The sequence below is a fragment of the Streptomyces sp. NPDC021019 genome, from assembly GCF_044333295.1.
Classification (GTDB): Bacteria; Actinomycetota; Actinomycetes; order Streptomycetales; family Streptomycetaceae; genus Streptomyces.
Window position 1 is genome coordinate 191,763 of sequence record NZ_JBIRQR010000006.1, and the last position, 23,546, is coordinate 215,308.

Below are 23,546 nucleotides of genomic sequence, written 5' to 3' on the forward strand. Positions count from 1 at the left end.
GATATGCCCCGGGTCTTGATCCGACCTTAATTCGGTATTGGACAGCCATCAATGGGTGCTGAGACCGTGGGGATCCGCGTTGCGGACGATGAGGAGAACCATGGACCGGACGGACGGCAAGGTCATGTCGATGAGGGAGGCCGTCGCCGCTTTCGTCCGCGACGGGGACACCGTGAGCCTCGAAGGGTTCACTCACCTCATCCCGACCGCCGCCGGTCACGAGATCATCCGGCAGGGCCGCCGGAATCTCACGGTCGTCCGGATGACGGCGGACATCGTGGTGGACCAGATGCTGGCGGCCGGGTGCGTGACGGGGCTGGTCTCCTCCTTCGTGGGGAACTCCTCCGCCGGTTCGCTCGGGGAGCTGCGGCGGCGGATCGAGCACGCCGACCCGGAGCCACTGGCGTTCGAGGAGTACAGCCACTACGGGATGGTGTGCCGCTATCTCGCCGGGGCGCAGCGGCTGCCGTTCTACCCGCTGCGCTCGTACGCCGGCAGCGACCTGGCGTCCGTCACCCCCGGCATCCGCAAGGTCGTCTCGCCCTACCCGGCCGCCGACGGGGGAGCCGAGCAGATCTACGTCGTACCGCCCGTCAACCCGGACGTGACGATCGTCCACGCGCAGCGCGCCGACCGCCGGGGCAACACCCAGGTCTGGGGGCTGACCGGCGTCCAGGCCGAGGCGGTGTACGCGGCGGAGAAGGCGGTCGTGGTGGTGGAGGAGCTGGTGGCGGACGAGGTGGTCCGCTCGGACCCGAACCGCACGCTGATTCCGGCCCACGCGGTCGACGCGGTGGTGGTCTGCCCGCGCGGGGCGCACCCCTCGTTCGCGCAGGGCTACTACGACCGGGACAACGCCTTCTACCGCTCCTGGTCCGCGATCAGCAAGGACCCGGCCCGGCTGCGGGAGTGGCTGGAGGAGTGGGTGTACGGCACCGCCGACCACGCGGAGTACGTGGCCAAGCTGGGCGAGGAGTTCTGGGCGGGGCTGGCGGTCGGCGAGGCGCTGAGCGAGCCGGTGAACTACGGGAGGCGGCTGTGAGCGCGCAGGAATCGAAAGCCACGCTGCCCGTCAGCGCCTCGGAGTTGCTGTCGGTCGTCGCCTCGCGTGAACTGGCCGGACACCGCGCGGTGTTCGCGGGGATCGGGCTGCCCACGCTGGCGGCCGAGCTGGCGCGGCTGACCGTCGCGCCGGGTATCGAGGTGGTGTACGAGTCCGGGGTCTGCGGGGCGCACCCTTCCGGACTGCCGGAGACCATCGCGGACGCCGTCCTGATCACCGGGGCCGAGGCGGTGGTGTCGATGCCCACCCTGTTCGGCTCGGTGCTCCAGGGCGGGCACATCGACGTGGGTTTTCTGGGGGCCGCGCAGATCGACCGGTGGGGCAGCCTCAACACCTCGGTCATCGGGGACTGGGACCGCCCGTCGGTGCGGCTGCCGGGTTCCGGTGGGGCGGTCGAGGTGATGGCGAACGCCCGGGAGGTTTTCGTGGTGATGCGCCGCCACACACCGCGTTCCTTCGCCGACACCCTCGACTTCTGCACCACGCCGGGCCCGGACCGGGCGCTGGCGGACGGGATCCGCCCGCTGGGCGTCGGCGTCACCCGGGTCGTCACCGAACTGGGCGTCCTCGCCAGGGAGGGCGTCGGCGACGAACTGCGGCTGGTCGCCGTCCATCCCGGGGTCACCGTCGAACAGGTGCGGGCCGCGACCGGCTGGGAGCTGAAGACGGCCGGCACAGTGGCGACGACGGCCCCGCCGACCGCCGCCGAGCTGCGACTCCTGCGGGACGATGTCGACCCCGACCGTGTCTACCTCCGCTGAAAGGGCTCCCACCGCCATGCGTATCAGGATCGTCGGAGCCGGGGCCATGGGCCGCGGCATCGCCCAGTGGGCGGCGAGCGCCGGTCACACCGTCGAGCTCGGGGACGTACGGCCCGAGGCGGTGACGGACGCCCTGGACTTCGTCGCCTCGATGCTGGACCGGGCCGTCGCCAAGGGCCGGATGGCGGCCGCGGAGCGGGACGGGGCCGTGGCCCGGCTGGTGCCGCTCGCCGAGCCGTGGGCGGCGGGACCGGAGGTGGAGCTGGTGATCGAGGCGGTACGGGAGGACCTGGCGACCAAGGCCGAGGTGTTCGGGAAGCTGGAGCGGGCGCTGCCCTCCTCCGCCGTCTTCGCGACCAACACCTCCTCCCTGTCGGTGACCCGGATCGCCACCACGCTCGGGGACCCCTCGCGCCTGGCCGGGCTGCACTTCTTCAACCCGGTGCCGTTGATGAGAATCGTCGAGGTGGTGCCGGGCGCGGCCACCCGACCGGAGATCCCGGACCTGCTGACCGAGCTGGTGGAGGGCTGCGGGCACCGGGCGGTGACCGTCGCCGACACCCCCGGCTTCCTGGTCAACCACGCCGGGCGGGGGCTGGTGACCGAGGCGCTCGCGCTGCTGGAGGAGTCGGTGGCGGACCCCGCGGAGATCGACCGGATCGCCCGGGACGTGCTGGGGCTGCGGATGGGTCCCTTCGAGCTGATGGACCTGACCGGACTCGACGTGACGGCCGCGGTGATCGACTCGATCTGGGAGGGCTTCCGGTACGAGGACCGGCTGCGCCCGTCGTTCCTGACCCCGAACCGGGTGGTGGCGGGGCTGCACGGCCGCAAGACGGGTCAAGGCTGGTACGCGTACGGCGAGAGGGCGGCGGGCCCCGCGCCGGAGAGCGCGGTCACCGGGGACGCGAAGCGCCCGGTGTTCCTGGTTCCGGGCGGTCGGCCGGAGACCGCCGCATACGAGGAGGCCCTGGCCGCGTCGTTGGAGGCGGCGGGGGTCCGGGTCGAGCGGGCCGCGGGGCCGTCCGCGCGGGCCGTGGTGCTGGTGCCCGTCTGGGGGACACCGGTGTCGGCGGCGGTCGCGGAGGGGGCGTGGCCCCGGGAGCGTACGTTCGGCGTCGAGGTGCTGCCCCCGGCGGGGCGGCGGCGGGTCCTCGCGGTGACGCCGGCCGGCGACCCGAGGGCCGCCCGGGACGCGCGGGCGGTGCTGGCGCGAGCCGCCGAGGGCGACGAGCCGTACGCGGTGTCGGTGGTGCGGGACACCGCGGGCACGGTCGCGCAGCGGCTGCTGTCCTCCGTCGTCGCGGTCGGCTGCTCGATCGCGGAGCGCTCGCTCGCCGCGCCCGGTGACATCGACCTGGCGGTGACCACGGGGCTCGGCTATCCGTACGGGCCGCTGGCCTGGGGCGAGCGGGTCGGGGCGGCGAGGCTGCTGGAGCTCCAGCGGTCGCTGCACACGACGACGGGCGACCCGCGCCACCGGCCGACGCGGTGGATCACGGAGCGCGCCTCCCTGGGCCTGGCCGTGACCGACCCGGGGACCTCGCCGGCCGACTGCGTGGGGTGAGGGCCCGGCGCGGGCGACCGATTCGTACAAGACCGTCGGGGCGCCGCGTGCGTACGGTCGGGACATGACTCCACGACTTGACGCGATCAGCATCGTCACGGCGGACCTGGCGGCCTCGCTCGCCTTCTACCGCAGGCTCGGCCTCGACATCCCCGAAGGGGCCGAGTCCGCACCCCATGTCGAAGTGACCCTGCCGGGCGGGCAGCGGCTGCTGTGGGACACGGAGGAGGTCATCGCCTCGTTCGATCCCGACTGGAAGCGCCCGGCGGGCGGTGAGAGGGTCGCCCTGGCCTTCGTCTGCGACAGTCCCCGGGAGGTGGACTCGGTGTACGCGGAGCTGGTCGACGCCGGGTACACCGGGCATCTGGAGCCGTGGGACGCGGTGTGGGGGCAGCGCTACGCGGTCGTCCTGGACCCGGACGGCTGCGGGGTATCGCTGTTCGCGGCGGCCGACGCGTCGTAGCGCCCGAAGTAGGCCCCGAGCGTCGTCCCGGCGAGGGCGCGCATCTCGCGGGCCAGGTGCGCCTGGTCGACGCAGCCCGCCGCGGGGGCCGCCTCGGCGTACGGCGCCCCCGCGCGGACGAGGGCCAGGGCGCGCTGGAGGCGGAGGATCCGGGCCAGGGTCTTGGGGCCGTAGCCGAAGGCGGCCAGGGAGCGTCGGTGCAGTTGGCGGGCGCCCAGGCCGACCTCGGCGGCCGTCGCCGCGACGGAGCCGCCGCGCCGCAGCCGGTCGGCGACGGCCGCCATGACGGGGTCCGGGGGGCCGGCCCCGGCGGCCAGGCCCAGGGCATAGTCCTCCAGGGCGCCCGCCGGGTCGGCGGCCCGGTCGATCCGGTCGACGAGCCCGCTGACCGCGGCACGGGGCCAGAGGTCGGCGAGCTCGACCCGGTGGTCGCGCAGTTCGTCGGCCGGTACGCGGAGGAGGGCCGGGGCGGTCCCGGGCGGGAAGCGGATCGCGGCGCAGGAGGCGCGGTTGCGGGGGTCGACCCGGAAGGCGTGGGTGTCGGGTCCGGCGACGACCAGGCGGCCGGCGGACCAGATCAGGTCCATGCAGCCGTCCGGAAGGACGGACCGGGCGGGGCCCGGCGGTCCGGACGGGACGTCGAGGGTCCAGACGACGGCCCCGGCCAGCCGGGACGGCCGTTCCCGGTAGTGCTGCCGTTGCTGGTCAGGCTGGTGTTCCGGGGGCATGCTCCCACGCCCTAGCGCGGCGGGCGGGAGGAGGGATCCTCCGACGACATGGGCTCCTTGCTCTCCTTAGTGTCCCAGGGGTCCTTCTCCCAGGTGGCGTGCAGCCGGGACTTCACGTCGTCGGGCGGCAGGAAACGGGACCAGCGCTCGGGGAACTCGGAGGGCATGTACGCGGGGCCGTCGTCCTCGTCATCGTCGTCCGCTCCGGGACCGGCGGCCGAGCGGGTACGGGCGACGAACTCGGCGGCCTGCGCGGCCCGGACGCGTTCGGTGGCCTCGCGGGCGGCGGCCGTGGCGAGCGAGGGCCACACCCGGTCGATGGCCGCGTTGACCGCGGCGCCGACCAGGACCGCGAAGGCGGAGATGCCGATCCACAACAGGACGGCGATCGGCGCCGCCAAGGAGCCGTAGATGGTGGGGCCTTCGACCGTGTTGGTCAGGTAGATCCGGAGCAGGAAGCTGCCGAGCACCCACATGCCGAGTGCCATCAGGGCCCCGGGGACGTCTTCGATCCAGGGCGAACGCACCGGGACGGAAACGTGGTAGAGCGTCGTGAGGAACGCGACGCCCAGCAGGATCACGAGCGGCCAGTACAGGACGGCTATGACCTCGGTGCCCCACGGCACCAGCTCGACCACCCGGTCCGGGCCGACGACCAGCAGCGGCAGCACCACGGCACCGATCAGCAGCGCGACGACGTACAGCAGGAAGGCGAGCAGCCGGGTCTTGACGATGCCGCGGTGGCCGTCGAGTCCGTACATGACGGTGATGGTGTCGATGAAGACGTTCACCGCGCGGGAGCCGGACCACAGGGCGATGGCGAAGCCGATGGAGATGATGTCGGGGCGGGCCCCGGTCGTGACGTCGGCGAGCAGCGGTTTGGCGAAGTCGTTGACCCCGCGCTCGGACAGCACCGTCTGGGCGGCGGAGAGGATGTTGCGCTCGATGGAGGCGACGGTGGTGGTCGTGGTCCACTCGTCGACGTAACCGAGCAGCCCGATCATGCCGAGCAGCAGCGGGGGCAGCGAGAGCAGGGTGAAGAACGCCGCCTCGGCCGCGAGTCCCAGGATGCGGTACTCGATGCACGAGTTGACGGTGTCCTTGAGCAAGTGCCACGCCATCCGTCGTTTGGAGACGTTGCGGTAGAGCACTCGCGCCCGGTGGAGCCGGCCCGGTGGCCGCTCGGGTGTTTCGTTTGCTGCCTGCACGTCCTTACCGTATCGGCATGGCAGCCACCGCCCGCACCGTGACCGATCAGGTTCCACCGCTGGTCGGCCATGACGTCTTCGCGTCGGACCGGGCCCTGTCCGCGGCCGTCGAGCGGCATGTCCCGCGCCGCGGACCGAGCCGGCGGCGGCCGCCGATTGGGAGCCGCTGATGACCTCGCACCCGTATGTGGGCGGCTGAGGGCGTTGCTGCGGGAGTCGCCGGCGCCGGACGCGTTCCTGCGCGAGGGCGACCACGCGCGAGGCGGATCACCGGCTGGACACGGCGATCGGGGGCCCGGCTGACGGAGCCTGCCGAGCTGGGGGCCGGGAAGCGACGGAGGGTGGTGCTGCGCCGACACGGCACCACCCTCCATGCTTCTGCAACACCGGTGGCCGGGACAGGCCCAGCACACAGTGTTTCTGCCACTCTTGTACGAAGTCGCAGGATCTGGCCAGAGTTGCAAAGGGTTGCAACCATGGTGTGGACCGATCGGCGGTCCGGCCGGGTCACCGGCAGAATGTGCCGGGCGGGGAAGCGTTCGGGGGGAACGGGGACCATGGCGGAGACAGGTTCGGTGGGGGTGGCGCGAGTGACGGGCCAGGGGGCGGGCCGCCAGGCGACCCGGTCGCTCCACCGGGCGCGGGAGGCGCGGCTGGCGGGGGCCCGGTCCGAGGTCGCGCCCCGGGCGGAGATCGACGCCTCCTGGGACCGGGTGGTGCGCAGCGGTATCGACCCCGACCAGTCGCCGGAGAGCGAGCTGTTGCAGGCGGACGAGATCGAGCACCGGCGCCACAGCACGGCGCTCGGCGAGCTGATGCCGTTGCTGCGGGCGGGGCTGGCCTCGATAGCGGACGCGGCGCGGCAGATCCTGGTGGTGACCGACACCGAGGGCCGGGTGCTGTGGCGGCAGGGCCATACGGGGGTGCTGCGCCGGGCCCACGCCATCTGCCTGGAGGAAGGGGCGGACTGGGCCGAGGCGGCGACCGGGACGAACGCGATCGGGACGGCGCTGGCCGCCCGGGTGCCCGTCCAGGTCCACTCGGCCGAGCACTTCATCCGGGCCCTGCACGGCTGGACCTGTGCGGCGGCCCCGGTCCGGGATCCGCGCGACGGCCGGCTGATCGGGATCGTGGACATCAGCGGTCCGGCGTCCACGTTCCACCCGGCGACGCTGGCCCTGGTCGACTCGGTGGCCCGGCTCGCCGAGGGCGAGATCCGCACCCGTCACCTGGCGGAGATCGAGCGGTTGCGCGCGGTGGCCGCGCCGATCCTGTGCCGGATCGGCGGGCGGGCGCTGGCGGTGGACGTGCACGGGCGGCTGGCGGCGGTGACCGGGATGGCTCCGGTGGACCGGCTGCCGCTGCCGAAGTCGCTGGGGCCGGGTCCGGTCTGGCTGCCCTCGCTCGGTATGTGCCGGGTCGAGCCGCTGCCGGGCGGCTGGCTGGTACAGGTGGACGACGGCGGCACGGAGGGGGCGCCGCGGCGGGTGGTGCTGGACCTGAGCCGGCCCCGGGCGCTCGTCGTGCGGGTGACCGGGCCGCTGGGGTGCCGCACCGAGCGGCTCTCGCCGCGTCACGCGGAGCTGTTGTACGCGCTGGCGGTGCACCGGCAGGGGCGGTCGGCCTCGGAGCTGGCGCGGGACGTCTTCGGGGACGGGACCCGGACGGTGACGGTCCGGGCCGAGATCTCCCGGCTGCGGCGTCAGCTGGCGGAGGTGCTCGCTCACCGCCCGTACCGCTTCGGGGACGGGGTGGAGGTGGAGGTGATCCACCCGGAGGACCGCGCGGATCTGCTGCCGCACTCCAGGGCGCCCGTGGTGGCGGAGGCCCGCGGGGCGGCTCCGCCCGCCTGAGCGGGGCGGCTGTCGGGGCGCGGCCTCCCGGGCGGGGGCCGCCGTGCGGGGGTGGGCCGCGGCATGGTTCTCTGGCCGTCATGAGCGATACCCCGCAGCCCGCAGCCCCGACCACCGAGGTGACCGTCTGGTCGCTGGAGCAGACCTCGCCCGACGATCTCCGGCCCGCCGCCGTACCGGAGGGCGATCTGCGCATCGTCCGGTCCGAGGTGGTGCTGCCGGAGTTCAGCCGGTTCCTCTACTCCGCCGTGGGCGGCGACATCCACTGGACCGACCGGCTGGGCATGACGTACGCCCAGTGGCAGGAGGCTCTGGAGCGGCCGGGGGCGGAGACCTGGGTGGCGTACGAGAACGGGACGCCGGCCGGGTACGTCGAGCTGGACCCGCAGGAGGACGGCGTGGTCGAGATCATGTACTTCGGTCTGATCCCGGCGTTCCGGGGGCGGCGGATCGGCGGCCACCTCCTCAGTCACGGGGTGGCGCGCGCCTGGGACCTGGCCGAGCGCTGGCCGGAGCGGCCGGCGACGAAGCGGGTGTGGCTGCACACCTGCTCGAAGGACGGCCCGCACGCGATGGACAACTATCTCCGGCGCGGCTTCCGGCTCTTCGACACGAAGACCGAGGTGGAGCCGGACGTGGCGACGCCGGGGCCTTGGCCCGGGGCGTACTCCTCCTGATCATCCGCGACCCTGAGGGCGGTGGAGCGGCGGCTCCCCCGCCCTCAGGGCTGCCAGGTGGGCGTTTTGTCGCCATTGCCGGGGTCACCCCCCGTGACCAGCGCCACATCGTCCCACTCTTCGAGACCCAGTCGTCCACATAGCGGATAGTGGTGGACTGCTCCGAGATGCGCGTGACACGCTTCCGCCATGCCTGGAACTGGAATTGCCTTGGTGAGTCGACGCCACGTCGACCTCTGCCGCATGTCCAGCGCCATCTGTCCGGCGAGCTGAGAGTCCCAGCACCGCCGCCCCCTCTTCCCTCTGAACCGCCCCGCGCACCGCCGCGCCTCAGCGCGAGTGTGCCGCTCAGAGCCGCCCTCCCGCAGTCCCGAAGGACGTATTGTCATGGCCGCTACCCCGGAACAGCCTGCGACCACCACGCCCCGCCGCAAGGCCGGACGCCACCGCGGCGAGGGCCAGTGGGCGGTGGGCCACCACACCCCCCTGAACGGGAACGAGCAGTTCAAGAAGGACGACGACGGTCTCAACGTACGGACACGTATTGAGACGATCTACTCCAAGCGCGGCTTCGACTCCATCGACCCGAACGACCTGCGCGGACGCATGCGCTGGTGGGGGCTGTACACCCAGCGCAAGCCCGGCATCGACGGCGGCAAGACGGCCGTGCTGGAGCCGGAGGAGCTGGACGACGAGTACTTCATGCTGCGCGTCCGCATCGACGGCGGCCGGCTGACCACGCGGCAGCTGCGGGTGATCGGGGAGGTCTCCCAGGAGTTCGCGCGGGGCACCGCCGACCTCACCGACCGGCAGAACGTGCAGTACCACTGGATCCGCATCGAGGACGTGCCGGAGATCTGGCGGCGGCTCGAAGAGGTGGGCCTGTCCACCACCGAGGCCTGCGGCGACACGCCCCGCACCATCCTCGGCTCGCCCGTCGCGGGCGTCGCGGAGAACGAGATCATCGACGGCACACCCGCCATCGACGAGATCCAGCGGCGGTTCATCGGCAACCCCGATTTCTCCAACCTGCCCCGTAAGTTCAAGACGGCGATCTCCGGCTCCCCCCACCTGGACGTGGCGCACGAGATCAACGACATCGCCTTCGTCGGCGTGAACCACCCGGAGCACGGACCCGGCTTCGACCTCTGGGTCGGCGGCGGTCTCTCCACCAACCCGAAGCTCGGGGTGCGACTCGGCGCCTGGGTGCCGCTCGACGAGGTGCCCGACGTGTTCGGCGGGGTCATCGCGATCTTCCGCGACTACGGCTACCGGCGGCTGCGCACCCGCGCCCGCCTGAAGTTCCTGGTCGCGGACTGGGGCCCGGAGAAGTTCCGCCAGGTCCTCCAGGACGAGTACCTCAAGCGTGAGCTGATCGACGGCCCCGCGCCCGAGGAGCCCGCCCAGACCTGGCGCGACCACCTCGGGGTGCACCGGCAGCAGGACGGCCGGTTCTACGTCGGCTTCGCCGCGCGGGTCGGCCGGGTCGACGGATCCACGCTCACCAAGATCGCCGAGCTGGCCGACGCGCACGGCTCCGGCCGGGTGCGGACCACTGCCGAGCAGAAGATGATCGTGCTCGACGTGGCCGAGGAGCAGGTGGAGTCCCTGGTCTCCGGACTGGAGGCGCTCGACCTCAACGTCACCCCGTCCCCGTTCCGGCGCGGCACGATGGCCTGCACCGGCATCGAGTTCTGCAAGCTGGCGATCGTCGAGACGAAGGCGCGCGGCGCCGCGCTCATCGACGAACTGGAGCGTCGCATCCCGGAGTTCGACCACCCGATCACCATCAACATCAACGGCTGCCCGAACGCCTGCGCCCGCATCCAGGTCGCGGACATCGGCCTCAAGGGCCAGTTGATGCTGGACGAGAGCGGCAACCAAGTCGAGGGCTACCAGGTGCACCTCGGCGGGGCGCTCGGCCTGGAGGCCGGGTTCGGCCGCAAGGTGCGCGGCCTGAAGGTCACTTCGGCCGAACTGCCCGACTACGTCGAGCGGGTGCTGGGCCGCTTCCAGGAGGAGCGTGAGGACGGCGAGCGCTTCGCGACCTGGGCGGCCCGGGCCAGTGCGGAGTCGCTGTCATGAGCGAGCGAGCCGCCCCGTTCCACTGCCCGTACTGCGGCGACGAGGACCTGCGCCCCAACGAGACCGGTCACGGCGCCTGGGAATGTGCTTCCTGCAACCGTGCGTTCCAGCTGAAGTTCCTGGGTCTGCTGACCCGGGGCGTCCAGCTCAACGACGGCGAGGGAGACGGGATATGACGGACACTCTGCTGATCGGACAACTCGGCGACGAGGACCTCCGGGATCTGGCCGAGGAGGCCGGACGGGAGCTGGAGGACGCCTCCGCCACCGAGATCCTGAAGTGGGCGACCGATACCTTCGGGCCGCGCTTCTGCGTCACCTCCTCGATGGAGGACGCCGTGGTCGCGCACCTGGCGTCGCGGGTGATGCCGGGCGTGGACGTGGTCTTCCTGGACACCGGCTACCACTTCCCGGAGACCATCGGGACCCGGGACGCGGTGGACGCGGTGATGGACGTCAACGTCATCACGCTCACCCCCCGGCGGACCGTGGCCGAGCAGGACGCCGAGCACGGCGAGAGGCTGCACGACCGTGACCCCGACCTGTGCTGCGCGCTGCGCAAGGTCAAGCCGTTGGAGGACGGCCTGACCGCGTACGCCGCGTGGGCGACGGGTCTGCGCCGCGACGAGTCCCCGACCCGGGCGAACACTCCGGTCGTCGGCTGGGACGCCAAGCGCCGCAAGGTGAAGGTCTCCCCCATCGCCCGCTGGACCCAGGACGACGTGGACGCCTACGTCGCCGAGCACGGGGTGCTCACCAACCCGCTGCTGATGGACGGTTACGCCTCCGTCGGCTGCGCGCCCTGCACCCGCCGGGTGCTGGAGGGCGAGGACGCACGGGCCGGCCGCTGGGCCGGACGGGGCAAGACCGAATGCGGGCTGCACGGCTGATGACGACTGATCAGGAGAGTTCGATGAGCGTGACGGAGACGGGAGCCACGATCTGGCTGACCGGTCTGCCGAGCGCGGGCAAGACCACCATCGCGTACGAGCTGGCGGGCCGGCTGCGGACCGAGGGACACCGGGTGGAGGTGCTCGACGGCGACGAGATCCGCGAGTTCCTCTCCGCGGGCCTCGGCTTCTCCCGCGAGGACCGTCACACCAACGTGGCCCGGATCGGCTTCGTCGCCGAACTGCTCGCCGCCAACGGCGTGAAGGTGCTGGTCCCCGTCATCGCCCCGTTCGCCGACAGCCGCGAGGCCGTCCGCAAGCGGCACGCCACCGAGTCCACCACCTATCTGGAGGTGCACGTCGCGACCCCCGTCGAGGTGTGCTCCGTACGCGATGTGAAGGGGCTGTACGCCAAGCAGGCGGCCGGCGAGATCAGCGGTCTCACCGGGGTCGACGACCCCTACGAGGCGCCCGAATCGCCTGACCTGCGGATCGAGTCGCACCAGCAGACCGTGCAGGAGTCCGCAGCGGCGCTCCACGCGCTGCTCACCGAGAGGGGCCTGGCGTGAGCACCGTCGCCACCGTGCCGGAAGGCACCGTCAACCCGTACGCGCTCAGCCACCTGGACTCCCTGGAGTCGGAGGCGGTCCACATCTTCCGCGAGGTGGCGGGCGAGTTCGAGCGGCCGGTGATCCTGTTCTCCGGCGGCAAGGACTCCATCGTGATGCTGCACCTGGCGCTCAAGGCGTTCGCGCCCGCGCCGGTGCCGTTCACCCTGCTGCACGTGGACACCGGGCACAACTTCCCCGAGGTCCTGGAGTACCGCGACCGCACGGTGAAGAAGCACGGGCTGCGGCTGCACGTCGCCTCCGTGCAGGAGTACATCGACGCCGGGAAGCTCCGCGAGCGCCCCGACGGCACCCGCAACCCGCTCCAGACGGTCCCGCTCACCGAGGCGATCCAGCAGCACCGCTTCGACGCGGTGTTCGGCGGCGGGCGGCGCGACGAGGAGAAGGCGCGGGCCAAGGAGCGGGTCTTCTCGCTGCGCGACGAGTTCTCCCAGTGGGACCCGCGCCGGCAGCGGCCCGAGCTGTGGCAGCTCTACAACGGCCGGCACGCCCCGGGCGAGCACGTTCGGGTCTTCCCGATCTCCAACTGGACCGAGCTGGACGTCTGGCAGTACATCGAGCGCGAGGGGATCGAGCTCCCGGAGATCTACTTCGCCCATGAGCGCGAGGTCTTCGACCGCAACGGCATGTGGCTGACCGCCGGGCACTGGGGCGGTCCCAAGGAGCACGAGTCCACCGAGACCCGTCTGGTGCGCTACCGCACGGTCGGCGACATGTCCTGCACCGGCGCCGTCGACTCCGACGCCACCACGCTGGACGCCGTGATCACCGAGATCGCCGCCTCCCGGCTCACCGAGCGGGGCGCGACCCGCGCCGACGACAAGATGTCCGAGGCCGCGATGGAGGACCGCAAGCGCGAGGGGTACTTCTGAGGGCCTCTCGTGCGAATCATGCCGGGCTCGCGTGCCCTGGCACCGCACCTCGCCGCGTTGTCGTCACTCCCCATGGCTCCTTCCCCAAGCTCTCGGCTCCGCTCGAGCAGGGGAGACCCCATCTGACTCCCTGCTCCGCCTTGCGATGCACGGCACCAGACCCCGCTCCCTGATCCGGCCTGATCCGCACGAGAGGCCCACCATGACCACGACCACCGAGCAGTTCGCCGACGTGTCGGCCACCACCCTGCTGCGCTTCGCCACGGCCGGGTCGGTCGACGACGGCAAGTCCACCCTCGTGGGACGCCTGCTGCACGACTCCAAGTCGGTCCTCACCGACCAGCTGGAGGCCGTCGAGCAGGCCTCGCTGAAACGGGGTCAGGAAGCGCCGGATCTGGCGCTGCTGACCGACGGGCTGCGGGCCGAGCGCGAGCAGGGCATCACCATCGACGTCGCCTACCGCTACTTCGCCACCGCCCGTCGCCGGTTCATCCTCGCCGACACCCCGGGCCATGTGCAGTACACCCGTAACATGGTGACCGGCGCCTCCACGGCCGAGCTGGCCGTGGTCCTGGTCGACGCCCGCAACGGGGTCGTCGAGCAGACCCGTCGGCACGCCGCCGTCGCCGCGCTGCTGCGTGTCCCGCACGTGGTGCTGGCCGTCAACAAGATGGATCTGGTCGGCTACGCGGAGCCCGTGTTCGCCGCGATAGCCGAGGAGTTCACCGCGTACGCCGCGTCGCTCGGCGTACCGGAGATCACCGCGATCCCGATCTCGGCGCTGGCCGGGGACAACGTGGTGGAGCCCTCCGCGCACATGGACTGGTACGGCGGGCCGACCGTCCTGGAGCACCTGGAGACCGTGCCGGTCAGCCACGACCTCACCGCCTGCCACGCGCGCTTCCCCGTGCAGTACGTGATCCGCCCGCAGAGCGCGGAGCACCCCGACTACCGGGGCTACGCCGGTCAGATCGCGGCCGGGGTGTTCCGGGTCGGCGAGTCCGTCGCCGTGCTCCCCTCGGGTCGCACCACCACCATCACGGGCATCGACGCGCTCGGGGAGAGCGTCGACATCGCCTGGGCCCCGCAGTCGGTGACGCTCCGGCTGGCCGACGACATCGACATCTCGCGCGGCGACCTGATCGCCCCGGCCGACGACTCCCCCGCCGTCACGCAGGATGTCGAGGCGACCGTCTGCCACGTCGCCGACCAGCCGCTCTCGGTGGGACAGCGGGTGCTGATCAAGCACACCACCCGCACGGTCAAGGCGATCGTCAAGGACATCCCCTCCCGGCTGACCCTGGACGACCTCTCCCAGCATCCGTCCCCCGGGCAGCTGGTCGCCAACGACATCGGCCGGGTCGTCGTGCGCACCGCCGAGCCGCTCGCGCTCGACGCCTACGCGGACTCCCGGCGCACCGGTTCGTTCCTCCTGATCGACCCGGCGGACGGTACGACGCTGAGCGCCGGCATGGCGGGGGCCTCGTTCGCCGCGGTCGCCGAAGGCGCCGCCCCGGCCCCCGACGACGACGCCGAGTGGGACTTCTGATGGCCACCGACTTCTTCTCCACCTTCGCGAAGGAGGGCGGCCGGGTGGGCAGCGGCGCCCTGGGAAGCGGTCAGGGCGGGGTCGGGCGATGTGCCCGATGACGTACGCGCACTGCTCGCGCGCCCTACCGCACCGTCCGTACCGCCGAAGCCCCGCCGACCTCCCGGCCGCGCCCCCCTGACCCAGACAGCGGGACGTGAGCGCCGGGCCAACGAGAGGAAAGCCTCCCGTGCCTGCCCCCCGTTCCACCGTTCGCCGCTCCATCGCCGCCGTCGCGGCGCTGCCGCTGCTCGCCCTGGCGGCCACCGCCTGCGGCTACGGCTCCCAGGCCAAGGACGACGGTGCCGAGAAGGCGAACGTCTCCGCCAAGGGGGAGAAGCTCTCCTCGGACACCGTGAAGATCGGCTACTTCCCGAACCTCACGCACGCCACCGCCCTGGTCGGCATCCAGGAAGGCACCATCCAGAAGGAACTGGGCGGCACCCGGGTCGAGTCCACGACCTTCAACGCGGGCCCCTCCGAGATCGAGGCGCTGAACGCCGGGTCCATCGACATCGGATTCATCGGCCCCTCGCCCTCCATCAACGGCTTCAGCAAGTCCCGGGGCAAGGGGCTGCGGATCATCTCCGGCTCGGCCTCCGGTGGGGTCAAGCTGGTCGTGAACCCGGACAAGATCAAGACTCCGGACGATCTCAAGGGCAAGAAGATCGCCACCCCGCAGGTCGGCAACACCCAGGACGTGGCCTTCCTCAACTGGATCTCCGAGAAGGGCTGGAAGGTCGACGCCCAGAGCGGCAAGGGCGACGTCTCCGTGGTCCGCTCGGACAACAAGGTGACGCCCGACGCCTACAGGTCCGGTGACCTGGACGGCGCCTGGGTTCCCGAGCCGACCGCGTCCAAGCTGGTGTCCGAGGGCGCGAAGGTGCTCCTCGACGAGAAGGACCTGTGGCCGGACAAGAAGTTCGTGATCACGAACATCATCGTGTCGCAGAAGTTCCTCGACGAGCACCCGGACGTGGTCGAGGCGGTGCTGAAGGGTTCGGTCGCCACCAACAAGTGGATCAACGCCAACCCCGAAGAGGCGAAGGCGTCCGCCAACGAGGCGCTGGAGAACCTGAGCGGCAAGCCGCTGCCCGAGGAGATCCTCGACCCGGCGTGGGAGTCGATCGAGGTCACCGACAACCCGCTGGCCGGCACGCTCAAGACGCAGGCCGGGTACGCGGTGAAGTCCGGTCTGCTCAAGGAGCCGGACCTCCGGGGCATCTACGACCTGGGCCCGCTGAACAAGATCCTCAAGGCCGAGGGCCGGCCCGAGGTCGCCGACGCCGGTCTCGGCGTGGAGTAACCCCGCCCATCCGTACCAGAAACCAGGAGTCCCAGGAGGTGACGACCATGGCGACCACCACGCTCACCAAGGCCGAGGACCGGACGACGGTCGGGCACGCCGCCCGTCTCGCGCACGTCTCGAAGTCCTTCGCCGGACCCACCGGTCAGCAGCTCGTCCTGGACGACATCACGCTCGATGTCGCTCCGGGCGAGTTCGTCACCCTCCTGGGGGCCTCCGGGTGCGGAAAGTCGACGCTGCTCAATCTGGTGGCCGGACTCGACCGCCCGTCCGCGGGATCCATCGAGACCCCCGGCGGGCGGCCGGCCCTGATGTTCCAGGAGCACGCCCTCTTCCCGTGGCTGACCGCGGGCAAGAACATCGAACTGGCCCTGCGGCTGCGCGGGGTGCCCAAGTCCGAGCGCCGCGCCGAGGCGGAGCGGCTGCTCGAACTCGTCCGCCTGGGCGGGGCGTACGGCAAGCGGGTGCACGAGCTGTCCGGTGGTATGCGGCAGCGCGTCGCGATGGCCCGCGCCCTGGCCCAGGACAGCCAACTGCTGCTGATGGACGAGCCGTTCGCGGCGCTCGATGCCATCACCCGCGATGTGCTGCACGACGAGCTGACCCGGATCTGGCGGGAGACGAACGCCTCGGTCCTCTTCGTCACGCACAACGTGCGCGAGGCGGTACGGCTCGCGCAGCGCGTCGTACTGCTCTCGTCCCGGCCGGGCCGGATCGCCAGGGAGTGGACGGTCGACATCGAGCAGCCGCGCCGTATCGAGGACACCGCCGTGGCGGAGCTGTCCGTCGAGATCACCGAAGAACTGCGTGGGGAGATCCGCCGTCATGGCCAGCACTGACATCACGCCGAGCCGGAAGCGGCCGGACGGGGCGGCCGGACCGGTCGGCGCGAAGCCCGACGATCTGGCGGGCCTGGAGGCCGGGCTCGACGCCCTGGACGCCGTGCAGATCAACCGCACCCCGGTGCGCGAGGTCCTGCTGCGCAAGGTGCTGCCGCCGGTCGTGGCGGTGGCGCTCGTCCTGGTGATCTGGGAACTGCTGGTCCGCGCTCAGGTCACCGAGGTCTACAAACTGCCTCCGCCGTCCGCGGTGTGGGACAGCGCGCGGGAGATGTGGCTCGCGGGCACGCTGCTGGAGGTCGTCTGGACCAGCGTCTCGCGCGGTCTGCTCGGCTTCCTGCTCGCGGTCGCCATCGGTACGCCGCTGGGGCTGCTGGTCGCCCGGGTGAAGCTGATCCGGGCCGCGATCGGCCCGATCCTGTCCGGGCTCCAGTCGCTGCCCTCGGTGGCGTGGGTGGCCCCGGCGGTGATCTGGCTGGGGCTGAACGACCAGATGATGTTCGCGGTGATCCTGCTGGGCGCGGTGCCCTCCATCGCCAACGGGCTGGTCTCCGGGGTCGATCAGGTGCCGCCGCTGTTCCTCCGGGCCGGCCGCACGCTGGGCGCGACCGGGCTGCGCGGGACCTGGCACATCGTGCTCCCGGCGGCGCTGCCCGGCTATCTGGCGGGCCTCAAGCAGGGCTGGGCGTTCTCCTGGCGCTCACTGATGGCCGCCGAGATCATCGCCTCCTCCCCCGAACTGGGTCTGGGACTCGGGCAGTTGCTGGAGAACGGCCGCAGCAACTTCGACATGCCCGGGATCTTCCTCTCGATCCTGCTCATCCTGTTCGTCGGCATCGCGATCGACCTGCTGATCTTCAGTCCGCTGGAGCGGTGGGTACTGCGCAGCCGCGGTCTCCTCGTCAAGAACTGAGTCACGTCATGTCCCGTCCCGTTCTCCTCGTCATCGCCCACGGCAGCCGCGACCCGCGGCACGCCGCGACCGTGCACGCGCTCACCGAGCGGGTCCGGGCCGAGCGGCCGGAGTTGCGTGTGGAGACCGCGTACCTGGAGTTCAACGCCCCTTCCGTGCCCCGGGGGCTGGAACGCCTGGCCGCGGAGGGGGCGGACGAGGTCGTCGCCCTTCCGCTGCTGCTCACCCGGGCGTTCCACGCCAAGACGGACATCCCCTCGGTCCTGCGCGAGGCCCGTGCCCGGCTGCCGCGGCTGAGTGTCCGGCAGGCCGACGTGCTCGGCCCGTCCCCGCTGCTGAACGCCACGCTGGGGCGGCGGCTGCGGGAGGCCGGGATCCGTCCCGGCGACATCCCCCGGACCGGGCTCGTCCTGGCCTCGGCGGGATCCACAGACCCGGAGGCGATCGCAGTGATCGCTGAAATCGCGCGGGAGCTGCGGCACACCGGTTGGTGCGCCGTGCGGCCTGCGTTCGCCTCCGCGGTTCGTCCCGGCGGCATCGCCAGCACCGAGGAAGCCGTAAGGGCGCTGCGCGCCGGCGGTGCGCGCCGGGTGGCCGTGGCGCCGTACGTCATCGCGCCCGGCCGGCTCCCCGACCGCATCGCGGCGGGTGCCGAGGCGGCCGGAACTGACGTGCTGGCCGATGTACTGGGCCCCGCACCCGAGTTGGCGCGGCTGCTGCTGGACCGGTACGACGAGGCGCTGGTGACGGAGCGGGCCTCGCTGTCGGCCTGAGGTCCAGGGACGGGGGCGGCTCTCAGCCGATCGGTCCGGCGATCACACGGACGACCGCGCCGAGGGCCGTCGTGGCCGCGCCCACCGGCCCGCTGTACCGTCGCGAAAGCACCGCCCACGGCCCGTGCGGGCTCACGGGCGGCCCCGCCCGTCAGTCGTGGGAGAGGCCGCCGGACCGGGCGCGCTTGAGCTCGAAGAAGCCCGGGTGGTTGGCGAGGACCCGGACGCTGTCGAAGAGTTCGGCCGCTTCCGTTCCCCGCGGGATCGCGTTCAGGACCGGACCGAACCAGACCGTGCCGTCCACGTGGATCGTCGGCGTGCCCACGTACGCGCCGTGCTCCGGGTCCTTGCCCGCGTCGTGGCCGCGGGCGACCCGGTCGTCGTACGCCGTGGAGTGCGCCGCTTCCGCCAGGGCGGCGGGGAGGCCCAGTTCGGCGAGGGATGCGGCGATCACCGCGTCGAAGTCCTCCTCCTTGTGCCGATGGATGCGGGTGCCGAGGGCGGTGTAGAGGTCTCGCAGGACTCCGTCGCCGTGGGCGGCGGCCGCGGCGACGGCCACCCGGACCGGGCCGATCGACCTGTCGACGAGATCGCGGTACCAGCCGGGCAGTTCGTTGCCCTGGTTGTGCAGGTAGAGGCTCATGGGGCGGAAGCGCAGGTCGACATCGCGGTGCCGCTCCACCTCCAGCATCCAGCGGGAGGCGATCCAGGCGAACGGGCAGGCTGGGTCGAAGTAGAAGTCGACGGTGGCGGGGTGGCGGATGCTCATGGCTCCCACCCTAGGGAGGAGGTGGCGCTGCCTCCTGGTCCAATCAGGCTCCGGCCCGGTGGGCCATTCGGCGTATGCTCGCCCGAAGGACCGAGGCCCGGCACCCGGGCCGGAGAAGAACGGAAAGGGCCGAACCGTGCGGGTCGAGTACGACGCGTCGACGAATACGGCGTACCTCTACCTGGTCGACAGCATCGCCCCGGGAGAAGCCGTCCGGCAGGTACCCGCCGAGGACGACTCGGCGATACTCGACTACGACGCACACGGACGGCTCCTGGGTATCGAGCTTTTCAGCGCCACACGCCGGTTGCACCCGGGACTGCTGGCCGGCGCGGAGCAGACCGGCCGTGAGCCGCGCACACGGTGATGGCCCTGTCATGGCCGTGCGGCGGGAGGCGCCCGGGGATCAGCCCCCGGTGAAAGGGCCGTCGAGGGGGCTGCCGGGCGGCCCGTCGTCGAACGGCGTCGCCTGGTGGAAGTAGAGCCGCCAGCCCTGCGGGGTTCGCCGCCACAGGGAACTGCGGTGCGCGTGGGCCCCCTTGGACTCGGTGTCGAAGGTGAGGTGCACCAGGTCGGCGCAGAGCTGCGCCCCTCGCATGCGGGAGGCGGTGAGCGGGCCGGGGCGCGGGGCGTCGGCGGCGGTGAGCGAGGCGACGATCGCCTCCCGGGTCCAGAGCCGGCCGCTGGTTCCGATCTCCCGGAACTCGGAGTGCAGCAGCGAGGCGAGGAGCTCGGCGGAGGCCCGTACCACCGGGTCCAGCAGGCGCAGCTCGCCCTCGATCGCTGCGGCCACGGCGGGCGACGGCTCAGCCACGGGTCAGCTCCACGAGTTTCGCCACGGTGTTCCAGTTGCGGCTGGTGGCGGTGAGGCCCTTGACGTGGCGGGGGCGTCCCAGCGCGACCGCCAGCTTGGAGCGGCCGAGCCCGTCGGGAGCGTACAGGTACAGGCAGCGTTCGCCGAGCCGGAACTCCTCCGGCAGGAAGTCCCCGGCTTCCAGGCCCGCGAAGCGTTCCGCGTCCACGGGCCGGTCGAAGAAGGTGACGTGGAGCTGCTTGCCCTCCAGCTCGGCCGCGGGGAAGGGGCAGGCCTCGGCGACGGCGGCGAGATAGGCGGCGTCGCGGACGAGGCAGTCGATGGCGAAGCCGAACCGGCGACGCAGGGCCTGCTCCAGGGCGGTGGCCAGCGCGCCCTCGTCGTCGCTCCCGCTCCGGAAGACGGCGTTGCCGCTCTGCAGATGAGTGGCGATGCCGGTGTGCCCCAGTTCGGTGAGGACCGTGCGCAGTTCGGGCATGGGGACCCTCTTGCTGCCGCTCACGTTGATCCCCCGCAGCAGCGCCGCGTACGTCGTCGTCATGGCGACCCACCCTAGGCCCTCGCGCGGGGATCCGGCCGGATTGGCCGGCTCGGGGAGCGGGCCCGGCCGAGCGTCGGGCCGGCCGGAAGAACGGCGTGGCCGCCGTGCCCCGTGGGGGAGAGCGCGGCGGCCACTGTGCGCGGGGCCGGGCGGCGGGGGTGTGACCACCGCCGCCCGGCGTCCGGTCGGAACCGGGGTACTACTCGACGACCTTGAGGAGCTTGTTGGCCGTGCCCTCGGTGGCGTTGCTGATGGCGTCCGGGGTGGCTCCCTCGGTGAGCGCCGTGGCGACGGCTTCCGGGGTCGCGTCCTGGTTGCCCGCCAGGTAGACGGCGGCCGCGCCGACGACGTGCGGGGTGGCCATGGACGTACCGGAGATGGTGTTGGTGCCGGTGTCGCTGTCGTTCCAGGTGGACGTGATGTCCGAGCCCGGGGCGTAGATGTCGACGACCGAACCGTAGTTGGAGAACGACGACTGCTCGTCGGCCTCCGTGGACGAGGCGACGGTGATCGCCTCGGGGACGCGGGAGGGCGAGCCCTGCCCGGCGTCGCTGGACTCGTTGCCGGCGGCCACACCGAAGGTGATGCCTGCGGCGATGGCCTTCTGGACGGCCTCGTCGAGGGCGGGGTCGGCGCCGCCGCCGAGGCTCATGTTGGCGACGGACGGGCCCTTGGCGTTGGCGGCGACCCAGTCGATCCCGGCGATGACCTGCTCGGTGGTGCCCGAGCCGTTGTCGTCCAGGACGCGGACGGCCACGATGTTCGCCTTCTTGGCGACGCCGTGCGCGGCCCCGGCTATGGTGCCCGCCACGTGGGTGCCGTGCCCGTTGCCGTCGTCGGCGTCGTCGTCGTTGTCGACGGCGTCGAAGCCTGAGGTGGCCCGGCCCTCGAAGTCCTCGTGGGTGACGCGGACACCGGTGTCGATGACGTACGCGGTGACGCCCTCGCCGCCGGCGTCCGGGTAGGTGTAGGCGTTGTCGCCCGCGGTCTCGGTCTGGTCGATCCGGTCCAGACCCCACGACGGCGGGTTGTCCTGGGTGGCGTCGATGCTGAACTTCTTGTTCTGCACCACCTTGGCGACGGCCGGGTCGGCGGCGAGGCGCTTGGCCTCGGTCTCCGAAAGGCCGCTGGCGGAGAAGCCGTTGATGCTGGAGGAGTAGGTGCGCTTGAGCTTGCCGCCGTACTCCTTCGCGAGCTCGGACTTGTCGGCCTTCTTCTCGTCCAGCATCACGATGTAGCTGCCGGACACCGCGGTCGCGGCGTCCGCGCCGTAGACCGTGCCCATGGGAGCCGGTGCGGCTCCGGCGTACGAGGTGCCGAGAAGGGTGACTCCGGCGGCGGCCGCCGCGGCGGTGATCGCGGCGGTCAGCTTGATGCGACGGGTGCGCTGGTGCTTGGCCATGAAGAGGGGTCTCCTCGTCAAACTCTGTGGGGGGATTGGCCCTCGGCCGGAAGATCTCCGGGGGCTGGCTCGAAACCCTGACCGATTGACGAGCACAGATCAAGGCCTTCATGAAGGTGTGACTTGCTCAACAAGGTTTCGTAATAAGAAATCGGCCATGGCTGGTCACAACGGCTGCGGAGCGCCGTCCACTGCCCGGCCCGCCCGGAGCGATCGGCCCGGGGATGCCCCGCGAGCGCGCGCCGCCTCGCATAGCGCCTGTTCAGAGCAGTACTTGAAACGTCGGAGACCGACCGTCCGGCCGACGCCGGGGCGCCGTCGGGGCCCGTGGGGCGGGAGTGACCGGACGTGAAGACCCGTGAAGGTCCGTGAAGGTGTGCGCGAGAGGGGTGAACACCCGGCCCCTGGTGTGAAATCGCGAGGGCGTGCGTGCAGATGCGCCGACCGGTCCCGGCGCGACAGGGGCTTCACAGAGCCGAAACACGGACGTCCCGCCCCGGAGAACCGCTGGTCGCGGCAGTCGGGGCGGGACGGAGAACGTCCGGATAGTGCTCAGGCGGTTCCGCTCAGCGCGACAGTTCGGCCTCGATGAGGTCGGCGGCCCGCGGGGTGCCGCCCTCCCGCGCCATCTGCGCGCTCAGCCGCTCGCACCGGGCGGCCACTTCGGGGTCGTTCACCAGAGCCAGCACGGCCTCGCGCAGGCTCGCGGCGTCGGCCTCCTCCATCGGCAGGTGGCGGGCCACACCCAGCGACTGGAGCATGTCCGCGTTGCCGAACTGGTCGACGGCCTGGGGGACGGCGACCATCGGGGTGCCGGTGGCGAGCCCCTCCTGGCTCCCGCCCGCGCCGGCGTGGGTGATGAAGGCGTCGGCCTGCTTGAGGACGGCCAGCTGCGGCACCCAGGTGCGCACCTCCACGTGGCCCGGTACGTCTCCGAGTTCGGCGGGGTCGACGTGCGCGCCGATCTGGAGCACCACGTGCCAGCCGGGCAGGTCGCGGAAGGCTTCGACGCACTCCCGGTAGAAGGCGGGCTGCTTGGTGAAGGAGGAGCCCAGCGACACCAGGAGCACCTTCTCCGCCCCGGCCGGCCGGGACCACTCCCCCTGGTCCGCGCGGTCGCCCTGACAGGCCCCGACGAAGGTGTACATCTCGCGGTTCACCCGGTCCGCGTTCGGCTGGAGCGCCTCGGGGATCAGCACGATGCCGAAGCGCGGACGGGCCACGAAGTCGTCACTGGGAACATGGCCGAGGCCGTTCTCGGCGAGCCAGTCGTCGAAGCGCGCGTAGTACGCCTTGCCGCGCTCGGTCTGCTTCAGCTCGGCGGTCATCGGCTCGCCGACCTCCTCCTCGTACCCCTCCCAGGGGACCAGGTTGGGCCAGAGGGAGACGGCGGGGACGTCCCAGCGGTGGGCGAGGACCCGGGCGGGATAGGAGGTGATGTCGTGCAGGACGAGGTCGGGCTCGTCGCCCGCGAAGGCCTCGGCGAGCTGCGGGAGCGCCTGGAGCGCGTCGTCGAGGAAGGGTTCGATGTTGTCGATCAGCTCGGTGCCCCAGGCATCGGGGTCGTCGTCGGTCGGCAGGGTCGAGGTGTAGATCACCGGCCGGGCGCCGGTGGCGGCGACCTTCTCGGCGAAGGGGGCCGGGATGGCGTAGCTGACGCGGTGTCCACGGTCGACGAGTTCGCGGATGACGTCGAGGCTCGGGTTCACATGTCCGTGGGCGGCGATGGAGAACATGGCGATGTGGGCACGCGGGGATTCCGTCATGCCGCACACCCTAGGCGAGACGAGACGTCTCGTGCAACCT

The 23,546-nt window shown here is 71.9% G+C and carries 25 protein-coding genes and 1 pseudogene; 19 read left to right on the forward strand and 7 right to left on the reverse strand.

Features of this window, described 5'->3' with window-relative positions:
* The first annotated feature begins 100 nt into the window (after window positions 1–100).
* The 4 genes from ACH4RG_RS28060 (at window position 101) to ACH4RG_RS28075 (ending at window position 3,854) form a co-directional block, all read left to right on the forward strand.
* Window positions 101–1,042, forward strand: a complete 942-nt coding sequence (locus ACH4RG_RS28060; RefSeq protein ID WP_397922191.1) for a CoA transferase subunit A — start codon at window positions 101–103, stop codon at window positions 1,040–1,042.
* Complete coding sequence (locus ACH4RG_RS28065) at window positions 1,039–1,824, forward strand: CoA-transferase subunit beta (protein WP_397922189.1); 786 nt, start codon at window positions 1,039–1,041, stop codon at window positions 1,822–1,824. Before ACH4RG_RS28060 ends, ACH4RG_RS28065 begins: the two co-directional genes overlap by 4 nt.
* Window positions 1,825–1,840: 16 nt before the next feature.
* Window positions 1,841–3,391: a 3-hydroxyacyl-CoA dehydrogenase NAD-binding domain-containing protein gene (locus ACH4RG_RS28070; RefSeq protein WP_398540435.1), complete on the forward strand. Its 1,551-nt coding sequence runs from the start codon at window positions 1,841–1,843 to the stop codon at window positions 3,389–3,391.
* Window positions 3,392–3,455: 64 nt separating this feature from the next.
* A complete protein-coding gene (locus ACH4RG_RS28075) occupies window positions 3,456–3,854 on the forward strand; it encodes a VOC family protein (protein ID WP_397930994.1) in 399 nt (132 codons plus the stop codon).
* On the opposite strand, the gene ACH4RG_RS28080 is transcribed toward ACH4RG_RS28075, so the two are convergent.
* Together ACH4RG_RS28080 and ACH4RG_RS28085 are read right to left on the reverse strand one after the other, a co-directional pair.
* On the reverse strand, window positions 3,788–4,582 hold the full coding sequence (locus tag ACH4RG_RS28080) for a DUF6597 domain-containing transcriptional factor (protein ID WP_398540436.1): 795 nt from the start codon (window positions 4,580–4,582) through the stop codon (window positions 3,788–3,790). The two genes, ACH4RG_RS28075 and ACH4RG_RS28080, sit on opposite strands and share 67 nt — an antisense overlap.
* 11 nt (window positions 4,583–4,593) lie before the next feature.
* A complete protein-coding gene (locus ACH4RG_RS28085) occupies window positions 4,594–5,733 on the reverse strand; it encodes a YihY/virulence factor BrkB family protein (protein ID WP_397922495.1) in 1,140 nt (379 codons plus the stop codon).
* A 74-nt stretch (window positions 5,734–5,807) separates the two neighbouring features.
* Between ACH4RG_RS28085 and ACH4RG_RS28090 the strand changes: the two genes are divergently transcribed.
* The 14 genes from ACH4RG_RS28090 (at window position 5,808) to ACH4RG_RS28155 (ending at window position 18,214) form a co-directional block, all read left to right on the forward strand.
* A complete protein-coding gene (locus ACH4RG_RS28090) occupies window positions 5,808–5,960 on the forward strand; it encodes a hypothetical protein (protein WP_397922508.1) in 153 nt (50 codons plus the stop codon).
* 387 nt (window positions 5,961–6,347) lie between these two features.
* A complete protein-coding gene (locus ACH4RG_RS28095) occupies window positions 6,348–7,643 on the forward strand; it encodes a GAF domain-containing protein (RefSeq protein WP_397922181.1) in 1,296 nt (431 codons plus the stop codon).
* Window positions 7,644–7,723: 80 nt separating this feature from the next.
* Complete coding sequence (locus ACH4RG_RS28100) at window positions 7,724–8,320, forward strand: GNAT family N-acetyltransferase (RefSeq protein ID WP_397922179.1); 597 nt, start codon at window positions 7,724–7,726, stop codon at window positions 8,318–8,320.
* 189 nt (window positions 8,321–8,509) lie between these two features.
* Complete coding sequence (locus ACH4RG_RS28105) at window positions 8,510–8,593, forward strand: putative leader peptide (RefSeq protein ID WP_310738857.1); 84 nt, start codon at window positions 8,510–8,512, stop codon at window positions 8,591–8,593.
* Between the two features lie 114 nt (window positions 8,594–8,707).
* Entirely contained in the window at window positions 8,708–10,405 is a 1,698-nt protein-coding gene (locus tag ACH4RG_RS28110; protein ID WP_397922177.1) for a nitrite/sulfite reductase, read from the forward strand.
* Complete coding sequence (locus tag ACH4RG_RS28115; RefSeq protein WP_398540437.1) at window positions 10,402–10,581, forward strand: hypothetical protein; 180 nt, start codon at window positions 10,402–10,404, stop codon at window positions 10,579–10,581. The genes ACH4RG_RS28110 and ACH4RG_RS28115 overlap by 4 nt, the downstream gene beginning before the upstream one ends.
* A complete protein-coding gene (locus ACH4RG_RS28120; protein ID WP_397922173.1) occupies window positions 10,578–11,294 on the forward strand; it encodes a phosphoadenylyl-sulfate reductase in 717 nt (238 codons plus the stop codon). The genes ACH4RG_RS28115 and ACH4RG_RS28120 overlap by 4 nt, the downstream gene beginning before the upstream one ends.
* Before the next feature lie 23 nt (window positions 11,295–11,317).
* Window positions 11,318–11,863: an adenylyl-sulfate kinase gene (gene cysC, locus ACH4RG_RS28125; protein WP_018956815.1), complete on the forward strand. Its 546-nt coding sequence runs from the start codon at window positions 11,318–11,320 to the stop codon at window positions 11,861–11,863.
* Window positions 11,860–12,795, forward strand: a complete 936-nt coding sequence (cysD, locus tag ACH4RG_RS28130; RefSeq protein ID WP_030592436.1) for a sulfate adenylyltransferase subunit CysD — start codon at window positions 11,860–11,862, stop codon at window positions 12,793–12,795. Before cysC ends, cysD begins: the two co-directional genes overlap by 4 nt.
* Window positions 12,796–12,997: 202 nt before the next feature.
* On the forward strand, window positions 12,998–14,344 hold the full coding sequence (locus ACH4RG_RS28135) for a sulfate adenylyltransferase subunit 1 (RefSeq protein ID WP_398540438.1): 1,347 nt from the start codon (window positions 12,998–13,000) through the stop codon (window positions 14,342–14,344).
* A gap of 229 nt (window positions 14,345–14,573) precedes the next feature.
* Window positions 14,574–15,689 carry an aliphatic sulfonate ABC transporter substrate-binding protein gene (locus ACH4RG_RS28140; protein ID WP_398540439.1) on the forward strand — a complete coding sequence of 372 codons (1,116 nt, stop codon included), beginning with the start codon at window positions 14,574–14,576 and terminating at the stop codon, window positions 15,687–15,689.
* Between the two features lie 47 nt (window positions 15,690–15,736).
* Window positions 15,737–16,528: an ABC transporter ATP-binding protein gene (locus tag ACH4RG_RS28145; RefSeq protein WP_397922167.1), complete on the forward strand. Its 792-nt coding sequence runs from the start codon at window positions 15,737–15,739 to the stop codon at window positions 16,526–16,528.
* The gene (locus ACH4RG_RS28150) at window positions 16,515–17,441 is read left to right on the forward strand and encodes an ABC transporter permease (protein WP_397922165.1); all 927 of its coding nucleotides are present in this window, start codon (window positions 16,515–16,517) and stop codon (window positions 17,439–17,441) included. Before ACH4RG_RS28145 ends, ACH4RG_RS28150 begins: the two co-directional genes overlap by 14 nt.
* An 8-nt stretch (window positions 17,442–17,449) precedes the next feature.
* Window positions 17,450–18,214, forward strand: coding sequence for a sirohydrochlorin chelatase (locus tag ACH4RG_RS28155; RefSeq protein ID WP_397930984.1), 765 nt, complete (start codon window positions 17,450–17,452; stop codon window positions 18,212–18,214).
* 151 nt (window positions 18,215–18,365) lie between these two features.
* Here the strand turns inward: ACH4RG_RS28155 and ACH4RG_RS28160 are convergent, their stop codons facing one another.
* Complete coding sequence (locus tag ACH4RG_RS28160) at window positions 18,366–18,983, reverse strand: DsbA family protein (protein ID WP_397922160.1); 618 nt, start codon at window positions 18,981–18,983, stop codon at window positions 18,366–18,368.
* A 136-nt stretch (window positions 18,984–19,119) separates the two neighbouring features.
* On the opposite strand from ACH4RG_RS28160, the gene ACH4RG_RS28165 reads away from it, so the two are divergent.
* Entirely contained in the window at window positions 19,120–19,350 is a 231-nt protein-coding gene (locus ACH4RG_RS28165) for a DUF2283 domain-containing protein (RefSeq protein ID WP_397922158.1), read from the forward strand.
* Window positions 19,351–19,389: 39 nt separating this feature from the next.
* Here the strand turns inward: ACH4RG_RS28165 and ACH4RG_RS28170 are convergent, their stop codons facing one another.
* From ACH4RG_RS28170 to mgt, 4 genes and pseudogenes are all read right to left on the reverse strand, one after another.
* Entirely contained in the window at window positions 19,390–19,797 is a 408-nt protein-coding gene (locus tag ACH4RG_RS28170) for a DUF4440 domain-containing protein (RefSeq protein ID WP_397922156.1), read from the reverse strand.
* Window positions 19,790–20,338 carry a DUF1697 domain-containing protein gene (locus ACH4RG_RS28175; RefSeq protein ID WP_397922154.1) on the reverse strand — a complete coding sequence of 183 codons (549 nt, stop codon included), beginning with the start codon at window positions 20,336–20,338 and terminating at the stop codon, window positions 19,790–19,792. The genes ACH4RG_RS28170 and ACH4RG_RS28175 overlap by 8 nt, the downstream gene beginning before the upstream one ends.
* A gap of 199 nt (window positions 20,339–20,537) precedes the next feature.
* Window positions 20,538–21,740: a S8 family peptidase gene (locus ACH4RG_RS28180; RefSeq protein WP_397930978.1), complete on the reverse strand. Its 1,203-nt coding sequence runs from the start codon at window positions 21,738–21,740 to the stop codon at window positions 20,538–20,540.
* Between the two features lie 566 nt (window positions 21,741–22,306).
* Window positions 22,307–23,543: pseudogene (gene mgt, locus ACH4RG_RS28185) on the reverse strand (macrolide-inactivating glycosyltransferase).
* Between the last annotated feature and the right edge of the window lie 3 nt (window positions 23,544–23,546).

Excerpts from the sequence above, each read along its gene's own strand:
- ACH4RG_RS28080 (WP_398540436.1), bottom strand. The coding sequence starts at position 4,582 with ATGCCCCCGGAACACCAGCCTGACCAGCAACGGCAGCACTACCGGGAA.
- ACH4RG_RS28100 (WP_397922179.1), top strand. The coding sequence starts at position 7,724 with ATGAGCGATACCCCGCAGCCCGCAGCCCCGACCACCGAGGTGACCGTC.
- ACH4RG_RS28095 (WP_397922181.1), top strand. The coding sequence starts at position 6,348 with ATGGCGGAGACAGGTTCGGTGGGGGTGGCGCGAGTGACGGGCCAGGGG.
- ACH4RG_RS28075 (WP_397930994.1), top strand. The coding sequence starts at position 3,456 with ATGACTCCACGACTTGACGCGATCAGCATCGTCACGGCGGACCTGGCG.
- ACH4RG_RS28060 (WP_397922191.1), top strand. The coding sequence starts at position 101 with ATGGACCGGACGGACGGCAAGGTCATGTCGATGAGGGAGGCCGTCGCC.
- ACH4RG_RS28175 (WP_397922154.1), bottom strand. The coding sequence starts at position 20,338 with ATGACGACGACGTACGCGGCGCTGCTGCGGGGGATCAACGTGAGCGGC.
- cysC (WP_018956815.1), top strand. The coding sequence starts at position 11,318 with ATGAGCGTGACGGAGACGGGAGCCACGATCTGGCTGACCGGTCTGCCG.
- ACH4RG_RS28115 (WP_398540437.1), top strand. The coding sequence starts at position 10,402 with ATGAGCGAGCGAGCCGCCCCGTTCCACTGCCCGTACTGCGGCGACGAG.
- ACH4RG_RS28155 (WP_397930984.1), top strand. The coding sequence starts at position 17,450 with ATGTCCCGTCCCGTTCTCCTCGTCATCGCCCACGGCAGCCGCGACCCG.
- ACH4RG_RS28180 (WP_397930978.1), bottom strand. The coding sequence starts at position 21,740 with ATGGCCAAGCACCAGCGCACCCGTCGCATCAAGCTGACCGCCGCGATC.
- ACH4RG_RS28150 (WP_397922165.1), top strand. The coding sequence starts at position 16,515 with ATGGCCAGCACTGACATCACGCCGAGCCGGAAGCGGCCGGACGGGGCG.
- ACH4RG_RS28145 (WP_397922167.1), top strand. The coding sequence starts at position 15,737 with ATGGCGACCACCACGCTCACCAAGGCCGAGGACCGGACGACGGTCGGG.
- ACH4RG_RS28105 (WP_310738857.1), top strand. The coding sequence starts at position 8,510 with ATGCCTGGAACTGGAATTGCCTTGGTGAGTCGACGCCACGTCGACCTC.
- ACH4RG_RS28160 (WP_397922160.1), bottom strand. The coding sequence starts at position 18,983 with ATGAGCATCCGCCACCCCGCCACCGTCGACTTCTACTTCGACCCAGCC.
- ACH4RG_RS28090 (WP_397922508.1), top strand. The coding sequence starts at position 5,808 with ATGGCAGCCACCGCCCGCACCGTGACCGATCAGGTTCCACCGCTGGTC.
- ACH4RG_RS28070 (WP_398540435.1), top strand. The coding sequence starts at position 1,841 with ATGCGTATCAGGATCGTCGGAGCCGGGGCCATGGGCCGCGGCATCGCC.
- ACH4RG_RS28110 (WP_397922177.1), top strand. The coding sequence starts at position 8,708 with ATGGCCGCTACCCCGGAACAGCCTGCGACCACCACGCCCCGCCGCAAG.
- ACH4RG_RS28120 (WP_397922173.1), top strand. The coding sequence starts at position 10,578 with ATGACGGACACTCTGCTGATCGGACAACTCGGCGACGAGGACCTCCGG.
- ACH4RG_RS28135 (WP_398540438.1), top strand. The coding sequence starts at position 12,998 with ATGACCACGACCACCGAGCAGTTCGCCGACGTGTCGGCCACCACCCTG.